At 73.3% G+C, this 18,965-nt stretch carries 19 protein-coding genes; 4 read left to right on the forward strand and 15 right to left on the reverse strand.

The annotated features are described in order from the left end of the window. Window positions 1–3: 3 nt before the first annotated feature. Entirely contained in the window at window positions 4–954 is a 951-nt protein-coding gene (locus tag ACZ7P3_RS33535) for a DUF4349 domain-containing protein (protein WP_472087427.1), read from the reverse strand. Window positions 955–1,112: 158 nt separating this feature from the next. Between ACZ7P3_RS33535 and hemG the strand changes: the two genes are divergently transcribed. Then, on the forward strand, window positions 1,113–2,567 hold the full coding sequence (gene hemG / locus ACZ7P3_RS33540; RefSeq protein ID WP_472087428.1) for a protoporphyrinogen oxidase: 1,455 nt from the start codon (window positions 1,113–1,115) through the stop codon (window positions 2,565–2,567). 5 nt (window positions 2,568–2,572) lie between these two features. Then, window positions 2,573–3,304 carry a hydrogen peroxide-dependent heme synthase gene (gene hemQ / locus ACZ7P3_RS33545; RefSeq protein WP_472087429.1) on the forward strand — a complete coding sequence of 244 codons (732 nt, stop codon included), beginning with the start codon at window positions 2,573–2,575 and terminating at the stop codon, window positions 3,302–3,304. Here hemQ and ACZ7P3_RS33550 read toward each other — a convergent pair. The 7 genes from ACZ7P3_RS33550 to ACZ7P3_RS33580 form a co-directional block, all read right to left on the reverse strand. Then, window positions 3,301–4,935, reverse strand: coding sequence for an alpha/beta hydrolase (locus ACZ7P3_RS33550; RefSeq protein ID WP_472087430.1), 1,635 nt, complete (start codon window positions 4,933–4,935; stop codon window positions 3,301–3,303). The genes hemQ and ACZ7P3_RS33550 overlap by 4 nt on opposite strands. A 149-nt stretch (window positions 4,936–5,084) precedes the next feature. Next, a complete protein-coding gene (locus tag ACZ7P3_RS33555; RefSeq protein ID WP_472087432.1) occupies window positions 5,085–5,873 on the reverse strand; it encodes a TIGR04222 domain-containing membrane protein in 789 nt (262 codons plus the stop codon). Between the two features lie 96 nt (window positions 5,874–5,969). After that, window positions 5,970–6,752, reverse strand: a complete 783-nt coding sequence (locus tag ACZ7P3_RS33560) for a DUF4142 domain-containing protein (RefSeq protein ID WP_472087433.1) — start codon at window positions 6,750–6,752, stop codon at window positions 5,970–5,972. Window positions 6,753–7,156: 404 nt separating this feature from the next. Then, window positions 7,157–8,458: an MbnB/TglH/ChrH family RiPP precursor modification enzyme gene (locus ACZ7P3_RS33565; protein WP_472087434.1), complete on the reverse strand. Its 1,302-nt coding sequence runs from the start codon at window positions 8,456–8,458 to the stop codon at window positions 7,157–7,159. 115 nt (window positions 8,459–8,573) lie between these two features. Beyond that, entirely contained in the window at window positions 8,574–9,182 is a 609-nt protein-coding gene (locus tag ACZ7P3_RS33570) for a TIGR03086 family metal-binding protein (RefSeq protein WP_472087436.1), read from the reverse strand. 77 nt (window positions 9,183–9,259) lie between these two features. After that, entirely contained in the window at window positions 9,260–9,943 is a 684-nt protein-coding gene (locus ACZ7P3_RS33575; protein WP_472087571.1) for a TetR/AcrR family transcriptional regulator, read from the reverse strand. Continuing rightward, a complete protein-coding gene (locus ACZ7P3_RS33580) occupies window positions 9,907–10,659 on the reverse strand; it encodes a peptidyl-tRNA hydrolase (RefSeq protein WP_472087438.1) in 753 nt (250 codons plus the stop codon). The genes ACZ7P3_RS33575 and ACZ7P3_RS33580 overlap by 37 nt, the downstream gene beginning before the upstream one ends. A gap of 162 nt (window positions 10,660–10,821) precedes the next feature. Here ACZ7P3_RS33580 and ACZ7P3_RS33585 point away from each other — a divergent pair, with 162 nt between their 5' ends. Beyond that, the gene (locus ACZ7P3_RS33585) at window positions 10,822–11,706 is read left to right on the forward strand and encodes an ABC transporter ATP-binding protein (RefSeq protein WP_472087439.1); all 885 of its coding nucleotides are present in this window, start codon (window positions 10,822–10,824) and stop codon (window positions 11,704–11,706) included. After that, window positions 11,703–12,374 carry an ABC transporter gene (locus ACZ7P3_RS33590; RefSeq protein WP_472087440.1) on the forward strand — a complete coding sequence of 224 codons (672 nt, stop codon included), beginning with the start codon at window positions 11,703–11,705 and terminating at the stop codon, window positions 12,372–12,374. Before ACZ7P3_RS33585 ends, ACZ7P3_RS33590 begins: the two co-directional genes overlap by 4 nt. Window positions 12,375–12,437: 63 nt before the next feature. On the opposite strand, the gene ACZ7P3_RS33595 is transcribed toward ACZ7P3_RS33590, so the two are convergent. The 7 genes from ACZ7P3_RS33595 to zapE all read right to left on the reverse strand — a co-directional run bounded on the left by ACZ7P3_RS33595 (window position 12,438) and on the right by zapE (window position 18,955). Continuing rightward, window positions 12,438–13,289 (reverse strand): polysaccharide deacetylase family protein, encoded by an 852-nt coding sequence (locus tag ACZ7P3_RS33595; RefSeq protein WP_472087441.1) that lies wholly within the window; start codon window positions 13,287–13,289, stop codon window positions 12,438–12,440. A 198-nt stretch (window positions 13,290–13,487) separates the two neighbouring features. Continuing rightward, window positions 13,488–14,060 (reverse strand): YbhB/YbcL family Raf kinase inhibitor-like protein, encoded by a 573-nt coding sequence (locus ACZ7P3_RS33600; RefSeq protein ID WP_472087443.1) that lies wholly within the window; start codon window positions 14,058–14,060, stop codon window positions 13,488–13,490. Window positions 14,061–14,070: 10 nt separating this feature from the next. Next, on the reverse strand, window positions 14,071–14,871 hold the full coding sequence (locus ACZ7P3_RS33605; protein WP_472087444.1) for a slipin family protein: 801 nt from the start codon (window positions 14,869–14,871) through the stop codon (window positions 14,071–14,073). A gap of 225 nt (window positions 14,872–15,096) precedes the next feature. Next, entirely contained in the window at window positions 15,097–16,593 is a 1,497-nt protein-coding gene (locus ACZ7P3_RS33610) for a SulP family inorganic anion transporter (protein WP_472087446.1), read from the reverse strand. A gap of 8 nt (window positions 16,594–16,601) precedes the next feature. Further along, window positions 16,602–17,180 (reverse strand): carbonic anhydrase, encoded by a 579-nt coding sequence (locus ACZ7P3_RS33615; protein WP_472087447.1) that lies wholly within the window; start codon window positions 17,178–17,180, stop codon window positions 16,602–16,604. 76 nt (window positions 17,181–17,256) lie between these two features. Continuing rightward, window positions 17,257–17,625, reverse strand: coding sequence for a hypothetical protein (locus ACZ7P3_RS33620; protein ID WP_472087448.1), 369 nt, complete (start codon window positions 17,623–17,625; stop codon window positions 17,257–17,259). A gap of 226 nt (window positions 17,626–17,851) precedes the next feature. Continuing rightward, window positions 17,852–18,955 carry a cell division protein ZapE gene (gene zapE / locus ACZ7P3_RS33625; RefSeq protein ID WP_472087449.1) on the reverse strand — a complete coding sequence of 368 codons (1,104 nt, stop codon included), beginning with the start codon at window positions 18,953–18,955 and terminating at the stop codon, window positions 17,852–17,854. Between the last annotated feature and the right edge of the window lie 10 nt (window positions 18,956–18,965).

Raw genomic sequence — 18,965 nt, forward strand, 5'->3', positions numbered from 1 at the left:
ATTTCAGTCCCGGCCGGGCTCGCGGGAGGAGTCCGGCGCGGGGCGCGCCTGCGGCAGCGGGCCCGGCGCCGCCGCGGGAGCGGGCGCCGTGCGGCGCGGCAGACGCGGGCGCACCACCCGCAGCCACAGCAGCGTCAGCAGCGTCGCGAGCGCGGCGAACGGCAGGACCGCGCCGAGGGCCAGGGCGATCCAGACCAGCATGGTGACCAGCACGTGCCAGCCGCCCGACAGGGCGTCCGTGAAGCCGGGCGTGTCGTTGGCGGCAGCCTTGTGCACGGGCTTCTCAAACAGCGACAGGGTGATCGTCGCGAGGCTCGTGCGGTCCTTCAGGGACGCCTGCTGTGCCAGCAGGGACTCCAGGTCCGCCTCACGGCTGCTCAGTTCTCCCTCCAGGTCGACGACATCGCTCAGCCTGGACGCCCGGTCCATCAGCGCGCGGATCCGGTGCACGCTCGCCCGCTGCGACGCGATCCGGCTGTCCACGTCCACGACCTGGTCGGTGACGTCGACCGCCTTCGCGGTGCGCCCGACGAGCCTGCCGGTGCCCTGCAGGCCGGCGAGGACCTCGTCGTACCGCGCGGTGGGCACGCGCAGCACGACCCGCGTCCGCTCGTGCCCGCCGGAGTCCCGGCTCGTGGTCTCCTGGCCGATGTAGCCGCCCGCGCCCTCGGCGGTCGTACGGGCCTTTGCCAGGGCCTTGGCGGCGTCCTTGACCTCGATGGTCAGGGAGGCGGTGCGGATGATGGCGCTCGGCGTGAGCTCGGGTGTCCGGCGGGCGGACCCGGCGTCGCCCCCCTTGCCGGCGGCCGCCTGCGGCGCCCCGGCGTCCCCGGCGGCCTTCGCCGAGGAGTCGCCCCGGCCGTCCGCGCCGCTGCATCCCGCGAGCGCGAGCGAGGCGGCGAGCAGGACGCCGGTCAGCAACCGGACAGGTCGTACGGAACGTGATGTGCGCATCGGCGGTACCCCCCGAGGACGGTGTTCTGTGACGCTCCTTCGACGCCGGGGCGGCCGGGGACGTTTGGCGGCGGAGATCCCGATGCGGTCACGGTCGGGACTCGTCGCGGACACCGGGCCGGGGCGGGAGTGTCGGTGGGGTCTGAGAGAGTGGGGACATGAGCGCAACGGGTACGAGCACGGGGCACGTCGTCGTCATCGGAGCCGGTATCGCCGGGCTGGCCGCCGCCCACCGGCTGCTCGGCCGGGGGATGCGCGTGACCGTCCTGGAGGCCTCCGACCGGGTCGGCGGCAAGCTGCTGCCCGGCGAGATCGCGGGCGTGCGGGTCGACCTGGGCGCCGAGTCGATGCTGGCCCGCCGCCCCGAGGCCGTGTCCCTCGCGCGCGAGGTCGGCCTCGCCGAGAAGCTCCAGCCGCCGGCCACCGCGAGCGCCTCGATCTGGACCCGCGGTGCCCTGCGCCCGATGCCCAAGGGCCATGTGATGGGCGTCCCCGGCACCGCCGCCGCGCTGAGCGGAGTCCTGTCCGACGAGGGCCTGGCCCGTATCGGGCGCGACGCGGAACTGCCCCGCACGGAGATCGGCGACGACGTGGCCGTCGGGGAGTACGTGGCGGCACGGCTCGGCCGCGAGGTCGTGGACCGCCTGGTCGAGCCACTGCTGGGCGGCGTGTACGCGGGCGACGCGTACCGCATCTCGATGCGCTCGGCCGTCCCGCAGCTGTTCCAGGCGGCCCGCGCCCACCGCTCCCTCACCGCGGCGGTCCGCGACATCCAGGCCAAGGCCGCCGCCCAGCAGCAGACCGGGCCCGTCTTCATGGGCATCGAGGGCGGAGTGGGCCGGCTGCCGCTCGCGGTCGCCGGGTCGGTGCGGGCGCACGGCGGCGAGATCCTGACCGGGACACCGGTCACCGGGCTGCGCCGGGAGGCGTCCGGCGGCTGGCGGGTCACCGCGGGCGGGCGTGCGCTGGCCGCCGACGCGGTGATCATCGCCGTACCCGCGCCGGCCGCCGCCGCACTGCTGCGGGCCGAGTCCCCGGCGGCCGCGGCCGAGCTGGGGGCCGTCGAGTACGCCTCCATGGCGCTGATCACCCTCGCTTACCGGCGTGCCGGCCTCTCCCTCCCCGAAGGCAGCGGTTTCCTCGTGCCGCCGGTCGACGGGCGCACCGTCAAGGCCTCGACCTTCGCCTCCCAGAAGTGGGGCTGGATCGCCGAGGAGGACCCGGACACGGTCGTGCTGCGCACCTCCGTCGGGCGCCATCGTGAGACCGAGGTCCTCCGGCGCGAGGACGCCGAGCTGGTCGAGATCTCCCGGCACGACCTGCGCGAGGCCACCGGCCTGGACGCCGTCCCCCTCCAGTCCCGCGTCACCCGCTGGACGGACGGCCTGCCCCAGTACCCGGTCGGCCACCACACGCGGGTGGCCCGTGTCCGCGAGCACGTCGCCAAGCTGCCGGGTCTCGCCGTGTGCGGGGCGCAGTACGACGGCGTCGGCATCCCGGCGTGCATCGCGAGCGCGTACGCGGCGGTGGACCAGCTGGGCGGCGACCTGGGCGCGGTCCGGGAGCTGACGGCCAACCCGGTGCAGAGCCTGCACGGCGGAGCGGGAGAATAGGGACCATGAGTGACGATGCCCCCATCACCGAGTCCGGCAGGATCCCGAACAAGGGCAAGCTGGCCAAGGACCTCAACGAGGTCATCCGCTACACCCTGTGGTCGGTCTTCAAGCTGAAGGACGTGCTGCCCGAGGACCGCACGGGTTACGCCGACGAGGTCCAGGAGCTGTTCGACCAGCTCGCCGCCAAGGACGTGACGATCCGCGGCACCTACGACGTCTCCGGTCTGCGCGCCGACGCCGACCTCATGATCTGGTGGCACGCCGAGACCAGCGACCAGCTCCAGGAGGCGTACAACCTCTTCCGCCGTACGAAGCTGGGCCGCGCCCTGGAGCCGGTCTGGTCGAACATGGCGCTGCACCGCCCCGCCGAGTTCAACCGCTCGCACATCCCGGCGTTCCTCGCCGACGAGACGCCCCGCAACTACGTGAGCGTCTACCCGTTCGTGCGCTCCTACGACTGGTACCTGCTGCCCGACGAGGACCGCCGCCGGATGCTCGCGGACCACGGCAAGATGGCCCGCGGCTACCCGGACGTGCGCGCCAACACGGTCGCCTCGTTCTCCCTCGGCGACTACGAGTGGCTCCTCGCCTTCGAGGCCGACGAGCTGTACCGCATCGTCGACCTCATGCGTCACCTGCGCGCCTCCGAGGCCCGCATGCACGTCCGTGAAGAGGTTCCCTTCTTCACCGGGCGCCGCAAGTCGGTGGCCGAGCTGGTCGCCGGGCTCGCCTAGGCGCTCTTGCCCTTGGGCGCGTCCCGCAGGGACCGCTTGTGGGCACGGCTCGCCGGGGCCTCGGGCCTCGGCTCCGGGTGCGGTGCGCAGGCCGCGCGCCGCCCCGGCAGGCGGCCGTCCAGCAGGTAGGCGTCCAGATGCGCGTTGACGCAGTTGTTCTGGCCGCCCCCGATCCCGTGCGTGCCCGCGTCCCGCTCGGTCACCAGCACCGAGCCGGACAGCCGCCGGTTCATCTCCAGCGCGCCGGCGTACGGCGTCGCCGCGTCCCGCTCGGCCGCCAGGATCAGCACCGGCGGCAGCTCACCCGGACCGGTCCGCACGTCCAGCGGCCGCTGCCGCGGCGCCGGCCAGTAGGCGCACGGCAGGTTCATCCACGCGTTGTCCCAGGTCTCGAACGGCGCCACGCGTGCCAGCCGCGTGTTGTCGCGGTCCCACACCTTCCAGTCCGTCGGCCAGGAGGCGTCGTTGCACTCGACGGCCGTGTAGACCGCGCCGCTGTTCTCCGCCTCGGCGGCCGTCTGCGGGCTCGGTGCGGCCAGCTGGACCAGCGGTTTCGCGTCGCCCTTCAGATAGGCCGACAGCGCGGCGGCCCGGCTCGGCCAGAACTCGTCGTAGTACCCGGCGCTGAGGAACGCGCTCTGCAGCTGTTCCGGACCGACCTTCCCGCCAGCGGCCTTCGCGGTCAGCCGGGTGCGCGCGGTGTCGTAACTGTGCTGCACCTTCGCCGCCGTGTCGCCGAGCCGGTACACGTCGTCGTGCCGGGCGATCCACTCGCGGAAGTCCGCCCAGCGGTCCTCGAACGCGGCCGACTGGTCCAGGTTGTTGCGGTACCAGACCTTCTCCGGGGCCGGGTTCACCGCCGAGTCCAGCACCATGCGCCGCACGTGCGAGGGGAACAGCGTCGCGTACACCGCGCCGAAGTAGGTGCCGTACGACGCTCCCATGAACGTCAGCCGGTTCTCGCCCAGCGCCGCCCGCAGGACGTCCAGGTCGCGGGCGTTGTTGAGCGAGTTGTAGAACTGCAGCTTGCTCCCGGAGCGTTCGGCGCAGCCGCGCGCGTAGGCCTTCGCCTCGGCGATGCGCCGGCTCTTGTACTGCTCGGAGGGGTGCGAAGGCGACTGGCTGGGTGCCTTGAAGAAGTGCTTGGGGTCCACGCAGGACAGCGGCGCCGAGCGCTCCACTCCGCGCGGTGCGTAGCCGACCAGGTCGTAGGCGGCGGCGATCCGCTTCCACTCGGGCAGCCTGCCGACCAGCGGGAAGAGCATGCCGGACGCGCCGGGGCCGCCCGGGTCGTAGACGAGCGCGCCCTGCCGGGGCACCTTCCGCTTGCTGTTGTGGGGGTCCTTGTGGGTGGCCCGTACCCGGCTGACCGTGAGCTTGATCTGCTCGCCGTCGGGGTGGGCGTAGTCCAGCGGGACGCTCACCGTGCCGCACTGCATGCTGCTCGGCGCGTCCGGCACGGCCGAGCACTTGCCGAAGCCGATGCCGGCCGCGTGGGCGCGGGCGGCGGCCACCGCGGCCCCGCGCAGCCCGGCCGTGGCCGGCACGGCGGGCGCGCCGCCCGCGGGGGCCGCGGCCAGGGAAGTCAGGAGCAAGGATCCGGCGGCCGAGTACAGGGCGGCAGCTCTCATCGCGTATCCCTTCGGTGCACGGCGGCGATGGCACGGCTGCCACGGCCCGGCTACAACAAAAGGGATGTTTCGGTCGGTTGTCGGTGAAGGCAAGCACCATCCGGCCGGTGTCGCCCTCAATGCCCCTTATGCGCCCCCCGAGTCCGGCTTCACTCCCGCCAGGGCTGGTCGCGGTGGGTGAAGGCGGCGCGCAGCTCCGGCTCGCCGATCGCGCGGATGCCGCGCACGGCGACGGAGGTGAGGAAGGACCTCTCGTCGCCGCCGTTCCCGGCCTTGCGGCGGGGGCCGAGTGCCGCGAGCAGACGCTGCCCGGCCGGGGAGGCCCAGCGCGAGTACGGGTGTGCCTCGACCCGGGCCATGGCCAGACAGCTCAGGCTGAGCGTGAGGGGGAGGGCGAACCACAGGCCGACGAGCAGGCGCGGCATGCCGGTCTGGGCCGGCATCAGCAGTGCGGTCAGGCCCAGCGCGAGCACGACCAGCGCGGCGGCCCGCACCTGGCGCACCCCGGCCGCCACGGTCGTCCGCGCACCGTCGGGCACCGCGAGCCCGGCGTGCACCAGGCCGTCGGAGAGCCGCCGTACGGCCTCGGCCCCGGCCGCGGCGGCCCGCACCGGAGCGATCCGGGACTGCCCCTCGGGTCCGATCGCCCCTATGACGGACCGCTCCATCTCGTCACGGCCCCGCGGATCCACCACCGTGGCCCACCCGGTGTGCGCGAGCAGCAGCCGCCGTTGGCGAGCCATGGACACCATGGTCACATCGGCGACCCGCGCGGGGCCGCCGGACAGGAACGCCGCTTCGTACAGCGTCAGTTCATGCCCGGACCGCGTGGTGGCGTCCGTGTCCCCGGCCGCCGCGCGTACGGCGGCCAGGCACAGCCGGGTGCAGGCCGTGCCGGCGAACGCCCAGGCCAGGAGGAGAAGCAGGACCCAGAACATGACGTGTTTCTATGCCACGGGCGCCCTGTATCGCCATGCCCTGTTCATCATCCGGACAGAGCGTTGCCGGTATGTGACGTTCCGTTCTTCTGCAGGTCAGGGGCTGTTGGCAGGCGGCGGGCCGGAGACGGCCGGCGGCAGGGAGTACGTCGTGGACGGTGCGGGCGCCGACGGCGGGGGCGCGACCGGAATCGCGGAGGCGGGGTCGACCGTTCCGGGCGTGGGCACGGGGGAGGGGGAGGCCGCCAGGTCGCGGGCCAGCGCGGAGAAGTCGACGTACCCCGTCGCCTCCAGGACCTTGATGTGGTCCAGTACGGTCGCGTTGGCGTCGTCGGCGAGATCGCGGACGAGCGAGTTCTGGGTGCCGGCGCGGACCTGGGCGACGAGGGAGAACACCCGGCCGTGGGCGAGCCTGAGGATGCCCGCGAACTGTCGGTCGAACTCCTGGCCCCGGGCTGCGGTCAGGGTGGCGAGCCACTGCTTCTGCTGCTGGTTGGGCTCGTTGGGCAGGGGGACGCCGAGCTGGGAGGCGGTGGTGCGGACATGTGTGTCGAGGGAGGTGTGTCCGTCGACGAGGTGCGCGCCGGCCTCGCGTACGGCCTCGGTGGTGCCCTTGCGCTCCGCCAGCCGGCCGGCGGGCAGCTCCCACAGGCCCGCGAGGCGGACCTTGGTGATGAAGTCCCGGTCCTGCGCGGACAGCGGTCCGTACGGGGTCGTCACGGTCTGTGCGCTGAGTAGGTTCGCGCCGGCCGCGTCCGGTTGGCCGGCGTACGACCAGATCGGAAAGAGCAGCGCTGCGGCGGTTGCCGCCAGGCACAGGACGATGAGTCCGGTGCCGTTGAATATCCCTCGGCCCTTGACGGGGCGTCGCGGTCGCATGGTGCCTCCTGCTCCGCACTCCAGGGTGCTGCGGGTGCGGGCTTGGCATATTACTGCGGGGGTTCGAGGCGTCTGACAGGGCGCCGGGGACCGCGGGGTGGTGGGGGCCGGTTGCGTGTCCCCCGCGGGGCGGTGGGGGCTGGTTGCGCAGTTCCCCGCGCCCTTGGGGGGTTGTGGTCGGCGGAGTCGGAGAGTGCTGCTGGGGGAGTGTGGGCGCCGGAGTCGGGGCGTGCTTTCGGGGAGCTGTGGGTGCAGTGGCGTCATGGCGGCGACTGTGCATGGCCTCATCCGGGCCTCATCCGGGCCCCACCAGGCCCCATCCAGGCCTTACCAGGCCTCACCCGGGCCTTACCAGGCCTCACCCGGGCCTCACGGGGCCCCACCCGGGCCTCGCACCGCAGGGTTCAGCCTCTTCGTAGGAGGGTCTTCGCTCGGGCCGTCAGGCCTTGGGGGCGGGGGGTCGGGCCCGCGCGGTGCAGCCACCAGTCCCGCAGTTGGCGTCGTACCCTCGTGTCCCCAGGCCGTCCCGTCTTCAGCAGCTGCTCCGCGAAATCCAGCGCATCCTGCCGGTACCCCCCGCTCATCGGCCGTGCTCGCGCGTACTCCAGGAACGCGCCCCGGTACCCCTCCCCGAGCAGCACCGGCAACTCCGGCGCCACCTTCGCCACCACATCCGCCCGCTTCGCGGCGAGCGCCCGCGCCTGAACCCCCATCCGTACCCGGTCGAACCCCTCCGGCACCGGCGTCCCGGCCACCAGCGAGGACAGCACCGCGGTCTGGGCGACACCGAGCCGCTGCCGGGCCTCCTGCGGTGCCGGCACGGCGCTGCCCCCGCCCGTCCCGGCGTCGGCCGTCGCCGTGGGGCCGTGGCGGCGGGCCGCCCGTCCCGCCGCCACGGCCCCACGGATCGCCTCCAGCTCCCGCTCCAGCTCGGCCGGCGCGGGGAAGTTCTCGTCCCGCTCCAGCAGCACCCCGGGCGGCGCGACCCGGGACGCGAGGCCGGTCAGGATGTCGAGCACCGGGTCCGGCACGGGGTGCGCATGGCTGTCGTGCCAGACGCCGTCGCGCTCGAAACCGCCCGCGACATGGACGTAGGCGAGGGCCTCCAGCGGCAGCGCGGCCAGCGCCTCGGCCGGGTCCTCGCCCCGGTTGACGTGGTTGGTGTGCAGGTTGGCCACGTCGATGAGCAGTCGTACGCCGGTCCGCTCGACCAGCTCGGCGAGGAACTGCCCCTCGGTCATCTCCTCGCCCGGCCAGGAGAAGAGCGCCGCGATGTTCTCCAGGGCCAGCGGAACCGGCAGCGCTTCCTGGGCGATCCGCACGTTCTCGCACAGCACGTCCAGGGCGTCCCGGGTGCGCGGCACCGGCAGCAGATGGCCCGCCTCCAGGTGCGGGGAGGCGGTGAGCGTGCCGCCCGCCCGTACGAACGCGATGTGTTCGGTGACCAGCGGCGCCCCGAGCGCCTCCGCCCGTTCGGCGAGCGCCGTGAGCCGGCCCTCGTCGGGGCGGTCGGCGCCGCCGAGGCCGAGGGAGACACCGTGCGGGATCACGGTCACCCCGCGCTCGCGCAGCCGCAGCAGCGAGTCCGGGAGGTGGCCGGGGCAGACGTTCTCCGCCACGACCTCCACCCAGTCGATGCCCGGCATACGTTCCACGGCGTCCGCGATCTCCGGCCGCCAGCCGATTCCCGTGCCCAGTCGCCGCATGGTGTGCCGTCCCCTCCCTCGAATGACGGGGGTATGGCCCCGGCCGGCTCCCGCGAATCCCCGGCGGCGCGCCTTCAGAGGAACATTTGAGGTTCCGCGTCCCGCCCCGCCGCTCTCAGGCCCGTACCGGCCACTCCTGCGGGTTCCGGCCCAGCAGGCGCAGCGCCTCCTCCAGGGGGCCGGAGCCCGCAGGCGCCTCCAGCACCGGGGCGAAGGCGAATCCCGGCCCGCGCCGGGCGGGGTCGGCCGGCACCCGCCGGGCCACGGCGAGCGCGGTGCCGAGGACGTGCTCCGGCAGGTCCGGACGTACTCCGAGGGCCGCTGCGACGTCCCAGGAGTGCACCACGTAGTCGATGAAGTGGAAGCTGATCGCCTGGCCGCCCGGGAAGCTCCCGCCCAGTTCGGGCAGCGCGAACGGCCGCTCGGTCGCACCGGTTCCGGCGAAGGCGGCGAGCACGGCCGCGGCGGCCTCCTGGTGCCCCCGGGCCGGCTCGCGCAGGTCCTCCGGCTCCGCCCAGTGCACGGCCTCCTGCCCCGCCCCCAGCGCCGCCGCCGCGAAGCCGCGGTGCTGCGCGGTCATATGGGCCACCAGCCGCCGCAGCGTCCATCCCGCGCACGGGGTGTCCCGTTCCCAGTCCTCCTCCTGTGCCAGTCCCACCACCCGCACGGCCTCGTGCACGGCGATGCGGTCGAGTTCCACGATGTCGATATCGCTGACGGTCATGCGGTCAGCATAAAACTGTGCGAACGATCGTGCTGTTTTTTTACGCACCAGTCACCCGGCAGCAACAGCGTTTCCCCTCAGGGGACTTGAGGAAGCGGAACCTCTCCCGCGGCCACCCCGCGCAGCCGCTGCGCGATGCCCGCCCGTGCCCGGTGATAGGCGCTCTCCTCGTCGTGCAGCACCGAGAGGGCGTTCGCCGTCTCCAGCAACGCGATCAGCTCGAAGGCGAGTTGCCCGACATCCGTGTCCGCGCGCAGTTCACCCGCGGTACGGGCGTCCTCGATCGTGCGCTCCACATGGGCCGACCAGTCACGCTGGGCGCGGGCCACGGCGTGGTGCACCGGGCCGCTCCGCGCGTCGAACTCGGCCATGACGCCGTAGAAGAAGCAGCCGCCCGGAAACACCCGGGTCCGCGAGTACTCCAGCCACAGCTCGCACAGCCGCCACACCCGTCCGGCGCCGGCCGGTACCTCGCCCGCGGGCCGGATCACCCGCTCGGCGAAGATCCGTGCCGCTTCCCGAACGGTGGCCAGCTGCAACTCCTGCTTGGAGCCGAACAGCGCGAACACCCCGCTCTTGCTCAGCTCCAGCTCGGCGGCGAGCCGGCCCACGGTCAGCGCCTCCAGCCCCTCGACCGAGGCGATCTCCACGGTCCGGCGCAGCACCAGCTGCCGGGTCCGATTGCCCCGTTCGACCCGCCCGTCGAGCCGTGTCACCGCGGCCCCTACCGCAGGGCCGGATGGTCGGCGACCACCGTGCAGGAGCCCGGCGCGATCTCCGTGAACCCCGCGTCCCGCACCAGCGGCAGCCCGCTGCCGGTCAGCCGGCGCCACCCCGCGGGATCCGCGGTCCGCACCGCCAGCGGGAAGCCCGCCTCACGCCAGGCTGTGCGTGCCTCGCCGGACAGTGCCCACCAGGCCAGCTGGGCGCCGTGCCCCGCCTGGGCCATCGCCTTGCCGGCCGACATCTCCAGCTCCGGGTTCAGCCACAGCACCGGCTGTCCCCGGTCCGCCTCGACCGGCGGCTCCGGATCGTCCAGCTCCGTCCCCGACACCTGCAGCTTGACCAGCTCCTTGGGCCAGCCGTCCAGCGGGACCGGCGGGAAGACCCGTATCTCCGCGGACTTGCCGGTCACCGTGATCCCGGGCAGCGCCTCGGCCCGCCGCCACTCGGCGCCCCGGGCCCGCCGCACGACCTTCCGGATCCGCGCGTCCTCCCAGTCCCGTACGGCCTGGGCCCACTCGCCGTCCCCGACGGCCCGTTCGTCGCCCAGCAGGACGAGCACGGCCCGGGCGGCCGTCTCCAGCGCGTCGGTACGGGCAGGAGGAGCGCTCCGCTCGATCCGGACGACGAGGGGCAGCACGAACTGCGGCGTCTCGTCGCGGGCGTTGCGCTCGGCCTGGAAGGGACTGGAGGGACTGGAGGGACTGGAGGGACTGGAGGGACTGTCACCAGGGTGCGATGAATCTCGGCTCACATCAGCCAACCCTAAAGGGCGCGGGACCGCGCCCCTTGTGCGGCTCCGTGGCGTGGGCGCGAGGGGCCGCGGGCGTCCTGCCCACCGGGCGCGTGACCGACCTCTGCGGCAGGACCGGGGCCCGTGATCAACCCCTGCGGCGGGACCGGACAGAATCCTGTCATGCAACGTGACCTGCGACTGACCGCCGTGGGCCGCCGCTACGGCATCCGCGGCCCCTGGGTGCTGCGCGGCGTCGACTTAACGGTGGCGCCCGGCACTCTGACCCGCATCGAAGGAACGAACGGCACGGGAAAGTCCACCCTGCTGCGGCTCGTCGCCCGCCTGGACACCCCGAGCGAGGGCCGCATCACGGGCCGCCCCCGCACGGCCTACGTCCCGGAGCGTTTCCCCTCGGCCCTCCCCTTCACCGCCTCCGGCTACCTGACCCACCTCGGCACCATCAGCGGCCTGTCCCGCAGGACCGCCGCCGGCGCCGCCGGCACGTGGCTGGAACGGTTCGGCGCCTCCGCCTACGCGGCCACCCCCATGTCCCGCCTGTCCAAGGGCAGCAGCCAGAAGGTCGCCGTGGCCCAGGCCCTGCTCGCCGAGCCGGAACTGCTGGTGCTGGACGAGGCGTGGACCGGGCTGGACGCGGCCGCGCGGGCCGAGCTGGAGCGGGCGGTGGCCGAGCGGACGGCCGCCGGGGGCGCCGTCGTCTTCGTGGACCACGATCCGCGCCGCCTGGCCGGGGCGCCCGACGCGACGTACACCGTCGTCGGGGGCGGCCTCGAGCGCGGTGCGGACGGCGGGAGTTCACCGGAGGCCGGCGCCGGGCCGGTCACCCTCGTCGTCGTACAGGGACCGCCGGGCCGGCAGCTGCCGTCCGACGTGGTGCAAACCGTCGTCGCGGCGGTGGAGACCACTCCCGGAACCCACCGTCTCACCGTCCCCGCCTCGCACTCGGACGTCGCCCTGCGTGCCCTGCTGACGGCGAGTCCGTCCTGGCACGTGGTGAGCGTCGGGCCCGACGGCACCAGCCGTCCCGATCCCGGAAGCAGCTCATGACCGCACTTCTCCGCTACCAGGCCGACCTGCTGCTGCGCTCCCAGCGCTGGCTGCCGCCGGTGATCCTGTACGCCGCCTTCCTCGCGGTCGGCGTGCAGAGCGGCCAGCCGGTGCTCGACTCGCTCGGCTATGCGGCCGCCGCCCTGCTGCCGGTGGCCGCCTGGCTGGTGCGGATCTGTGTCACGGGCGAGCCGGAGGCAGCCCGTGTCTGCGTCGCCGCCGTCCGCGGCCCCGCCCGTGCCCACCTGGCCTGCCTGCTGACGGCGCTGCTGGCCTCGGCGCTGCTCGGGGTGGCGGCGACACTGGTCGTGACGCTGGTCAGCGATCCGGCGAGCAACGGCCACCGGATCCACGTCCCACCCATCAGGGCCGGGGGAGCCGGGCTCCTGGCCGCCCTCGTCTGTGCCCTGCTGGGCAGTGCCGTCGGTGCGTTGACCAACCGGCCGCTGCTGCGGTCCACCGGCCGTGCGGTGCCGGCGACGCTGCTGGCCGCCCTGCTGTCGGTGGTGCTCGCGGGCTCCCCGGCCCAGGCCGCGGTGAGCGGTCTGGTGACCGGTTCGCAGTCCGGCCGGGTCCCGGTGCCGCTGCTGCCGCTGGCCGGGGCGGCCCTGGTCACCGCCGCGGCCTTCGCGGCGGCCTGCGCGCTCACCGCCCGCCGGTCACCCTGAGCAGAACGGTCCTGGGCCCAGGACGGATACCTGGGCCCAGGACGGGTTCTCGGCCCAGGAGGGTCACCGTCGGCCGTTCGTCTCGCCGATCAGCTCGGAGACCTTCACGAACCGGTACCCCTGCTTGCGCAGCTCCGGCACGACCTTGCGGACGACCCGTTCGGTGGTCGGGGCGGCGCTGCGGGTGCAGTGCATGATGACGACCGAGCCGGGTTTCACCCCGTCCAGGACCTGCCGGACGACCGCGTCGGCGTCCGTGGCGAACGCGTCACCGCTCACCACGTCCCACTGCACCGCGGTCACCCCGATGCTGCTGAGCGCGCGCAGCGCCTTGTTGTCGTAACAGCCGCCGGGGAAGCGGAAGTACGGCAGCGGGTTGGGCACGCCCGCCTTGCGGAGGGAGGCGTACGCCCGCTCGACGTCCGTCTTCATCCGGTCCGCGCCCACGGTCGGCAGGCCGTAGCAGTCCTCCGTGAACGCGTAGTGGCTGTAGGAGTGGTTGGCGACCTCGAACTGCGGGTCGTGGCCGAGGGATCGGGCCTGGGCCGGGTACTGCTCGGCCCACCGGCCGGTCATGAAGATGGTCGCCGGCACCTTCAACGTGCGCAGGGTGCCGATGAGGTCCGGGTTGTCGAAGTGCTCGCCGGCGGCGGCGCGGGGCCCCTCGTCGGCGGTCATGTCGGCGTCGAAGGTCAGCGCGACGGTCTTGCCGAGGGTGCGCGGACCGTGCTCGAACACCGGGGTCAGGCGGCCCGGGCCCGGGGTGAGGACGGGCGGACGCGTGGCGGACGGGGAGGCGGCCGCGGGCTTGGCATGGGCCGGGCGCGCGGCGTCGGGAGAGCCTGCGGTACCGCAGGCGGCGAGGGCTGCGCCGAGGGCGCAGACGGCGGTGACGCGGAGTGCAACTGGGATCACGGTATGAAAATAGTACTAATTGATCGAGTGTGCTCCGCTATATCCCCCGCGCGAGTGGGGGGCACCGCCGTCCGTGCTCCGGGCAGCGGGCGTCCGGGCCTCGGGCGGCGGGCGTCTGGGGCGCGGGCGGTGGGTGTCCGGGCCTCGGGCGGCGGGCGTCTGGGGCGCGGGCGGTGGGTGTCCGGGGCGTGGGCCGCTCTAGCGTCCGTAACGGCCGGTCAGAGTGCCTGTGGCGAGGGTGTGGCCGGACAGGGCGTGCAGCAGGTCGTCGGCGGTGGCGGTCGGGGCGAGGTCCGGGCGGCGGTCGGTGGCGTAGACCGTGAGGACATAGCGGTGCGGGCGGTCGCCGCGGGGCGGACACGGGCCGTGGTACCCCGTCCCGCCGAAGCCGTTGCGGCCCTCGGCCGCTCGGGGCGGTTGCTCGCCGGCCGTGAGACGTCTGGTGTGCGGGTCGATGTCCCAGGCCAGCCAGTGGGTGAAGGTGCCGCGCGGGGCGTCGGGGTCCTGGAGCAGGAAGGCCAGGGAGGCGGTGCGCGTGGGTACGCCGATGAAGGCGAGCGGGGGTGAGACGTTCTCGCCGTCGCAGGTGTAGCGGCGCGGGATCGTGCCGGCGTCGGCGTACGCAAGGCTCGTGACCGTGAGCCGGTGGGCGGTGGACGAGGAGACCGAGGGCCTGGAGGGCGCGGAGGAGGCGGACCCCGGGCCGCCGCCCTCCCCGCACCCCGAAGCGACGGCCATCACGGCCACGGCGGTCAACCAGCCCTTGCGCATGCCCGGCACGCTAGCCGGAACGCTGCCCTCCGTCACCGTTCGGCGCGGGCTGCTGCGGCCCCTTTTCCAGGAAGTGCAGCAGCTCCACCGGGATGGGCAGGACCAGCGTGGAGTTCTTCTCGGCCGCCACCGCCATCACCGTCTGCAGCAGCCGCAGTTGGAGCGCGGCCGGCTGGTCGGACATCTGCTCGGCGGCCTCGGCGAGTTTCTTGGAGGCCTGCAGTTCGGCGTCGGCGTTGATGATCCGGGCCCGGCGTTCCCGGTCGGCCTCGGCCTGACGGGCCATGGACCGCTTCATCGTGTCCGGCAGGGACACGTCCTTGATCTCCACCCGGTCGACCTGGATGCCCCAGCCGACCGCGGGGCTGTCGATCATCAGCTCCAGGCCCTGGTTGAGCTTCTCCCGGTTGGAGAGCAGATCGTCCAGGTCGCTCTTGCCGATGATCGAGCGCAGCGAGGTCTGTGCCATCTGCGAGACCGCGAACTTGTAGTCCTCGACCTTCACCAGTGCGCTCGTCGCGTCGACCACCCGGAAGTAGACGACCGCGTCCACGCGCACGGTGACGTTGTCGCGGGTGATGCCCTCCTGGGCGGGGACCGGCATCGTCACGATCTGCATGTTGACCTTGTGCAGCCGGTCCACGAACGGGATCACCAGGTTCAGGCCCGGATTGCGCACCTCGCTCGTGACCCGCCCGAGCCGGAACAGCACACCGCGCTCGTACTGCTTGACCACCCGCGCTGCCATCGCCAAGTACACGAGGCCGACGGAACCGAGCGCGGCGGCGGCGCCCACCAGTTCCTGAAGCATGATGACCTCCTTACCGAGAGGCCGACGTTCTGTCCGCTGCTGTAACGATATGCCCGGCCCGAGACGGAAGCCATGGGCCGGGCAGCGGGGTCCGGGACGGACGTCACGAGAGCCGGCAGCGGCGTTTCGGGGCATGGGCCCGGCGGCAGGGTTCGGGCCGGGCAGCAGGGGTCGGGCCGGGGTGCCGACGGGCGTCGGCACCCCGGCCCGGGGGCGGCCGCCGGTTCAGGCGGCCGTGGCTCTGGCCGGTTCCTCCGGCTCCGTCACCTGGACCGGCTCGGTACCGGCCGCGCTGTGCCGCTCGGCCCAGTTCTCCAGGGCCGTACGGCAGGCGTGGTCCAGATGGTGCAGACCGGACAGGTTCAGGCGCACCGGGCGGTCCTGGGGCAGCGACTCCAGGCTGTCGAGGATCTTCGGGAGCCGCAGGAAGGTCGCGTTGCCCGACAGGTACGCCTCGATGGGGCCGGCGCCCTTGTCGATGACCTCCAGCCTCAGGTGCGAGGCCTCCCAGGCCGTCTTGACCACCGCCAGGGCGACTCCGATGAGCACACCCTCGAACATGCCGACCGCCACGATCGACACCGCGGTGACGCCCAGGACCAGCGCCTCGCCCCGGTGCCGGCGCCACAGCGCGGTCAGCGCCCTGACCGGCACGAGCTTGGCGCCGGAGTAGAGCAGGATGCCCGCGAGCGCCGGGATCGGGATGTGGGCGAGCACGCCCGGCAGCAGGGCGGCGAACAGCAGCAGCCAGACGCCGTGCAGCACGCGGGAGGCCTTCGTACGGGCGCCCGCCTGCACATTGGCCGCGCTGCGCACGATCACCGCGGTCATCGGCAGCGCGCCGAGCAGCCCGCAGACCGCGTTGCCCGCGCCCTGGGCGACCAGCTCCTTGTCGTACGCGGTGCGCGGCCCGTCGTGCAGCCGGTCCACGGCCGCCGCGCTGAACAGCGACTCGGCGGACGCGATCAGCGTGAACGCGACGACGGTGCCGAGCACCCCGACCCCCGCGAGATCGGCGAAGGCGCTCAGCGGCGGCGGCTGGACGGCGCCCAGCAGCCCCTTCACCTCGACGGTCGCCACCGGCTGGGTCAGCACCGGCGCGGCCAGCGTGGCGAGTCCGACCGCGGCGAGCGGGCCGGGCACCGTACGCAGCTTCGCCGGCGCGTGCTTCCACAGCACCAGGACCGCGACGGTGCCCGCGGACAGGGCCAGCGAGGTGAGCGCCGTCCCGTCGCCGAGGGCGTCCAGGAACGCGCCCGGCAGCCCGGCCACCTTGCCGAGGCCCGAGTCGGGGGCCTTCGCGGCCATGGCCGGGTAGAGCTGACCGGCGATCAGGAGCAGACCGATCCCGGCCAGCATCCCTTCGACGACCGAGACCGAGATGGCCCGGAAGTAGCGGCCCAGCTTCAGCGTGCCCATGAGGATCTGGAGCAGTCCGGTGACGAGCACGACGGCGCCGAGCACCGGCAGACCGAACTCCTTGACCGCCTCGAAGACGAGCACGGTCAGCCCGGCGGCGGGCCCGGACACCTGGAGGCTGCTGCCGCGCATCAGCCCGGTGACGAGGCCGCCCACGATGCCGGTGACGAGCCCGAGCTCGGCCGGCACCCCGGAGGCGACGGCCACGCCCACGCACAGCGGAAGCGCGACCAGGAAGACGACGAGGGAAGCGGCGAAGTCCTGCCTGAGATGGGGGAAACGGGATATGAGAGAGCTGTTCATCGGCGCGCTCACAGGGCTTCGAAGGTGTCGGTCTGCGGGTGGTGCGCACGTACGGCGCCGGTGTGGACCTCGTAGTACCAGGCGTGCAGGCCGAGTCGGCCCTGCGCCAGCCCGCGCTCGATGCACGGGTAGGAGCGCAGCCGCAGCAGCTGGGTCAGCACATGGCTCTGGACGCCCTCGGCGACCTCCGGGTCCTCGGCCGTGCCGGCCGGGCGCGGGGTGGCGTGCGCCAGCCAGTCGCGGACGGCGGGTACGGCGGTCAGGTCGTCGCCGCGCACCAGCGCGCCGACGGCGCCGCAGTGCGAGTGGCCGCAGACGACGATGTCGCGGACGCCGAGCACCTCCACGGCGTACTCGATGGTGGCGGCCTCGCTGGTGGGGTGCTGTGAGATGTACGGCGGGACGATGTTGCCCGCGGTGCGCAGCTCGAACAGCTCGCCGGGGCGGGCCCCCGTGATCAGGGCCGGGACGACCCGGGAATCGGAGCAGGTGATGAACAGCACCTGCGGGGACTGGCCTTCGGCGAGTCTGGCGAACTCCTCAGGGCGCTGTCCGAAGGTACGGGCGTTGTCGATGAGGGGCTGCATGATGTGTGGATTCCTCCTGGCGCGCAGCACTGGCGCGTCGGGCTTGCACGACGTTCGTGGGGGAGGAGCCGGGCCTTCAGCAGCGGAAGACCTGAAGCGCTGCCGGGGCGTGGGCTCTGGAGGATCTCGTGGTGCGGTGGTGCGGGGCACCGGAGGCGTCCGGGGCCTGCCGGGCGGCCGTCCGCCCGGATATCGGCGGGTGCTCGGGCGCCCACCCGCAGGCGGAGCCGCGCTGCCGGTCGCGCAGGTGCTGGGTCCCCGGGGGCTGCTGTGTGCAGCCGCCGTCGCGGAGCGTGTCCCACCCGTTGCGCACGGGGTTCGGGGAGAGCACGGTTCCGGATGTGGCTTTGGCCTTCGCCTGACCGAGCGTATGCGCGGATGCGAAGGTTCCGGTGAGTGCGAAGAGCTGGAGGGCGAGCAGGGTGACGGTAAAGAGGGCGATCACGGTCCGTGCCGTTGCACCTCGGAACATGCGCCCCCCTTCCGGAAGTTCACGTCTCTTGCCCGCGCCAAGCATTGGTCAACGGATGGTCAAGAAACACGTTAACCCTGCAAAGTCCTTTGCAGGGTTAACTGGGCGTTACGAACCCGAGAGAGCGTGAAAAGTGCTGGTTGCATGGCGCAATCCAGCCCTTGACGCGCAGGGCGGTGATCGATTAATGGGATGTCGGCTACGAGCCGACGAGACCCTTGGCGTCCCGGGCCAGCGCGGTGAGCCGGGATATCGCGCGGAAGTACTTCTTGCGGTAGCCGCCGTTCAGCATCTCCTCGCTGAACAGCCGGTCGAACGGCAGTCCGGAGGCCAGCACCGGCACCTCGCGGTCGTACAGGCGGTCCGCCAGCACCACCAGCCGCAGCGCCGTCGACTGGTCCGGAACCGGCTGCACGTCGGTCAGGCACACCGCCGTCACGCCGTCGGCCAGGGCGCCGTACCGGCTCGGGTGCACCCGGGCCAGGTGGTCCAGCAGGTGCGGGAAGTCGTCCAGCGAGGCGCCCTCGGTGGCGTACGCCGCCTTCGTCACCTCTTCGTCGGTGAACGGCGCCGGGGCCTCGGGCAGGCCGCGGTGGCGGTAGTCCTCGCCGTCGATGCGCAGGGCGCGGAAGTGGGCGGACAGGCCCTGGATCTCGCGCAGGAAGTCGGCCGCCGCGAACCGGCCCTCGCCGAGCTTGCCGGGCAGCGTGTTGGAGGTGGCCGCGAGCGCCACGCCCGCCTCGACCAGCTTGCCGAGCAGCGTGGAGACGAGCACGGTGTCGCCCGGGTCGTCCAGCTCGAACTCGTCGATGCACAGCAGTCGGTGGCCGCTGAGCGTCTGCACGGTCTTCTGGAAGCCGAGCGCGCCGACCAGGTTGGTCAGCTCCACGAAGGTGCCGAACGCCTTGAGCGCCGGCTCGGCCGGAGTGGCGTGCCACAGGGAGGCGAGCAGATGGGTCTTGCCGACGCCGTAGCCGCCGTCCAGGTAGACACCGCGGGGGCCGGCCGGGGCCTTCGGCGCCTTGGCCCGGCCGAAACCGAAGAGGCCGCGCCGGCCGGCGCCGGAGGCGTGCGCGCCGCCCAGTCCGGCCGCGAAGCCTTCCAGCACCTGTACGGCCTCGGTCTGGCTGGGCTGGTTCGGGTCCGGGATGTACGTGGCGAAGCGGACCGAGTCGAAGCGCGGCGGCGGCACCATCTCGGCGACCAGACGGTCGGCGGGGACGTGCGGCTCGCGGGCGCACAGGGACTGGGGGCCCGCATCGAACAGGGGGCCGGAACCGGGAGCGGCAGTGGAGGATGACACGGCTATCCAT

It is taken from the genome of Streptomyces sp. NPDC107581, from assembly GCF_055657175.1.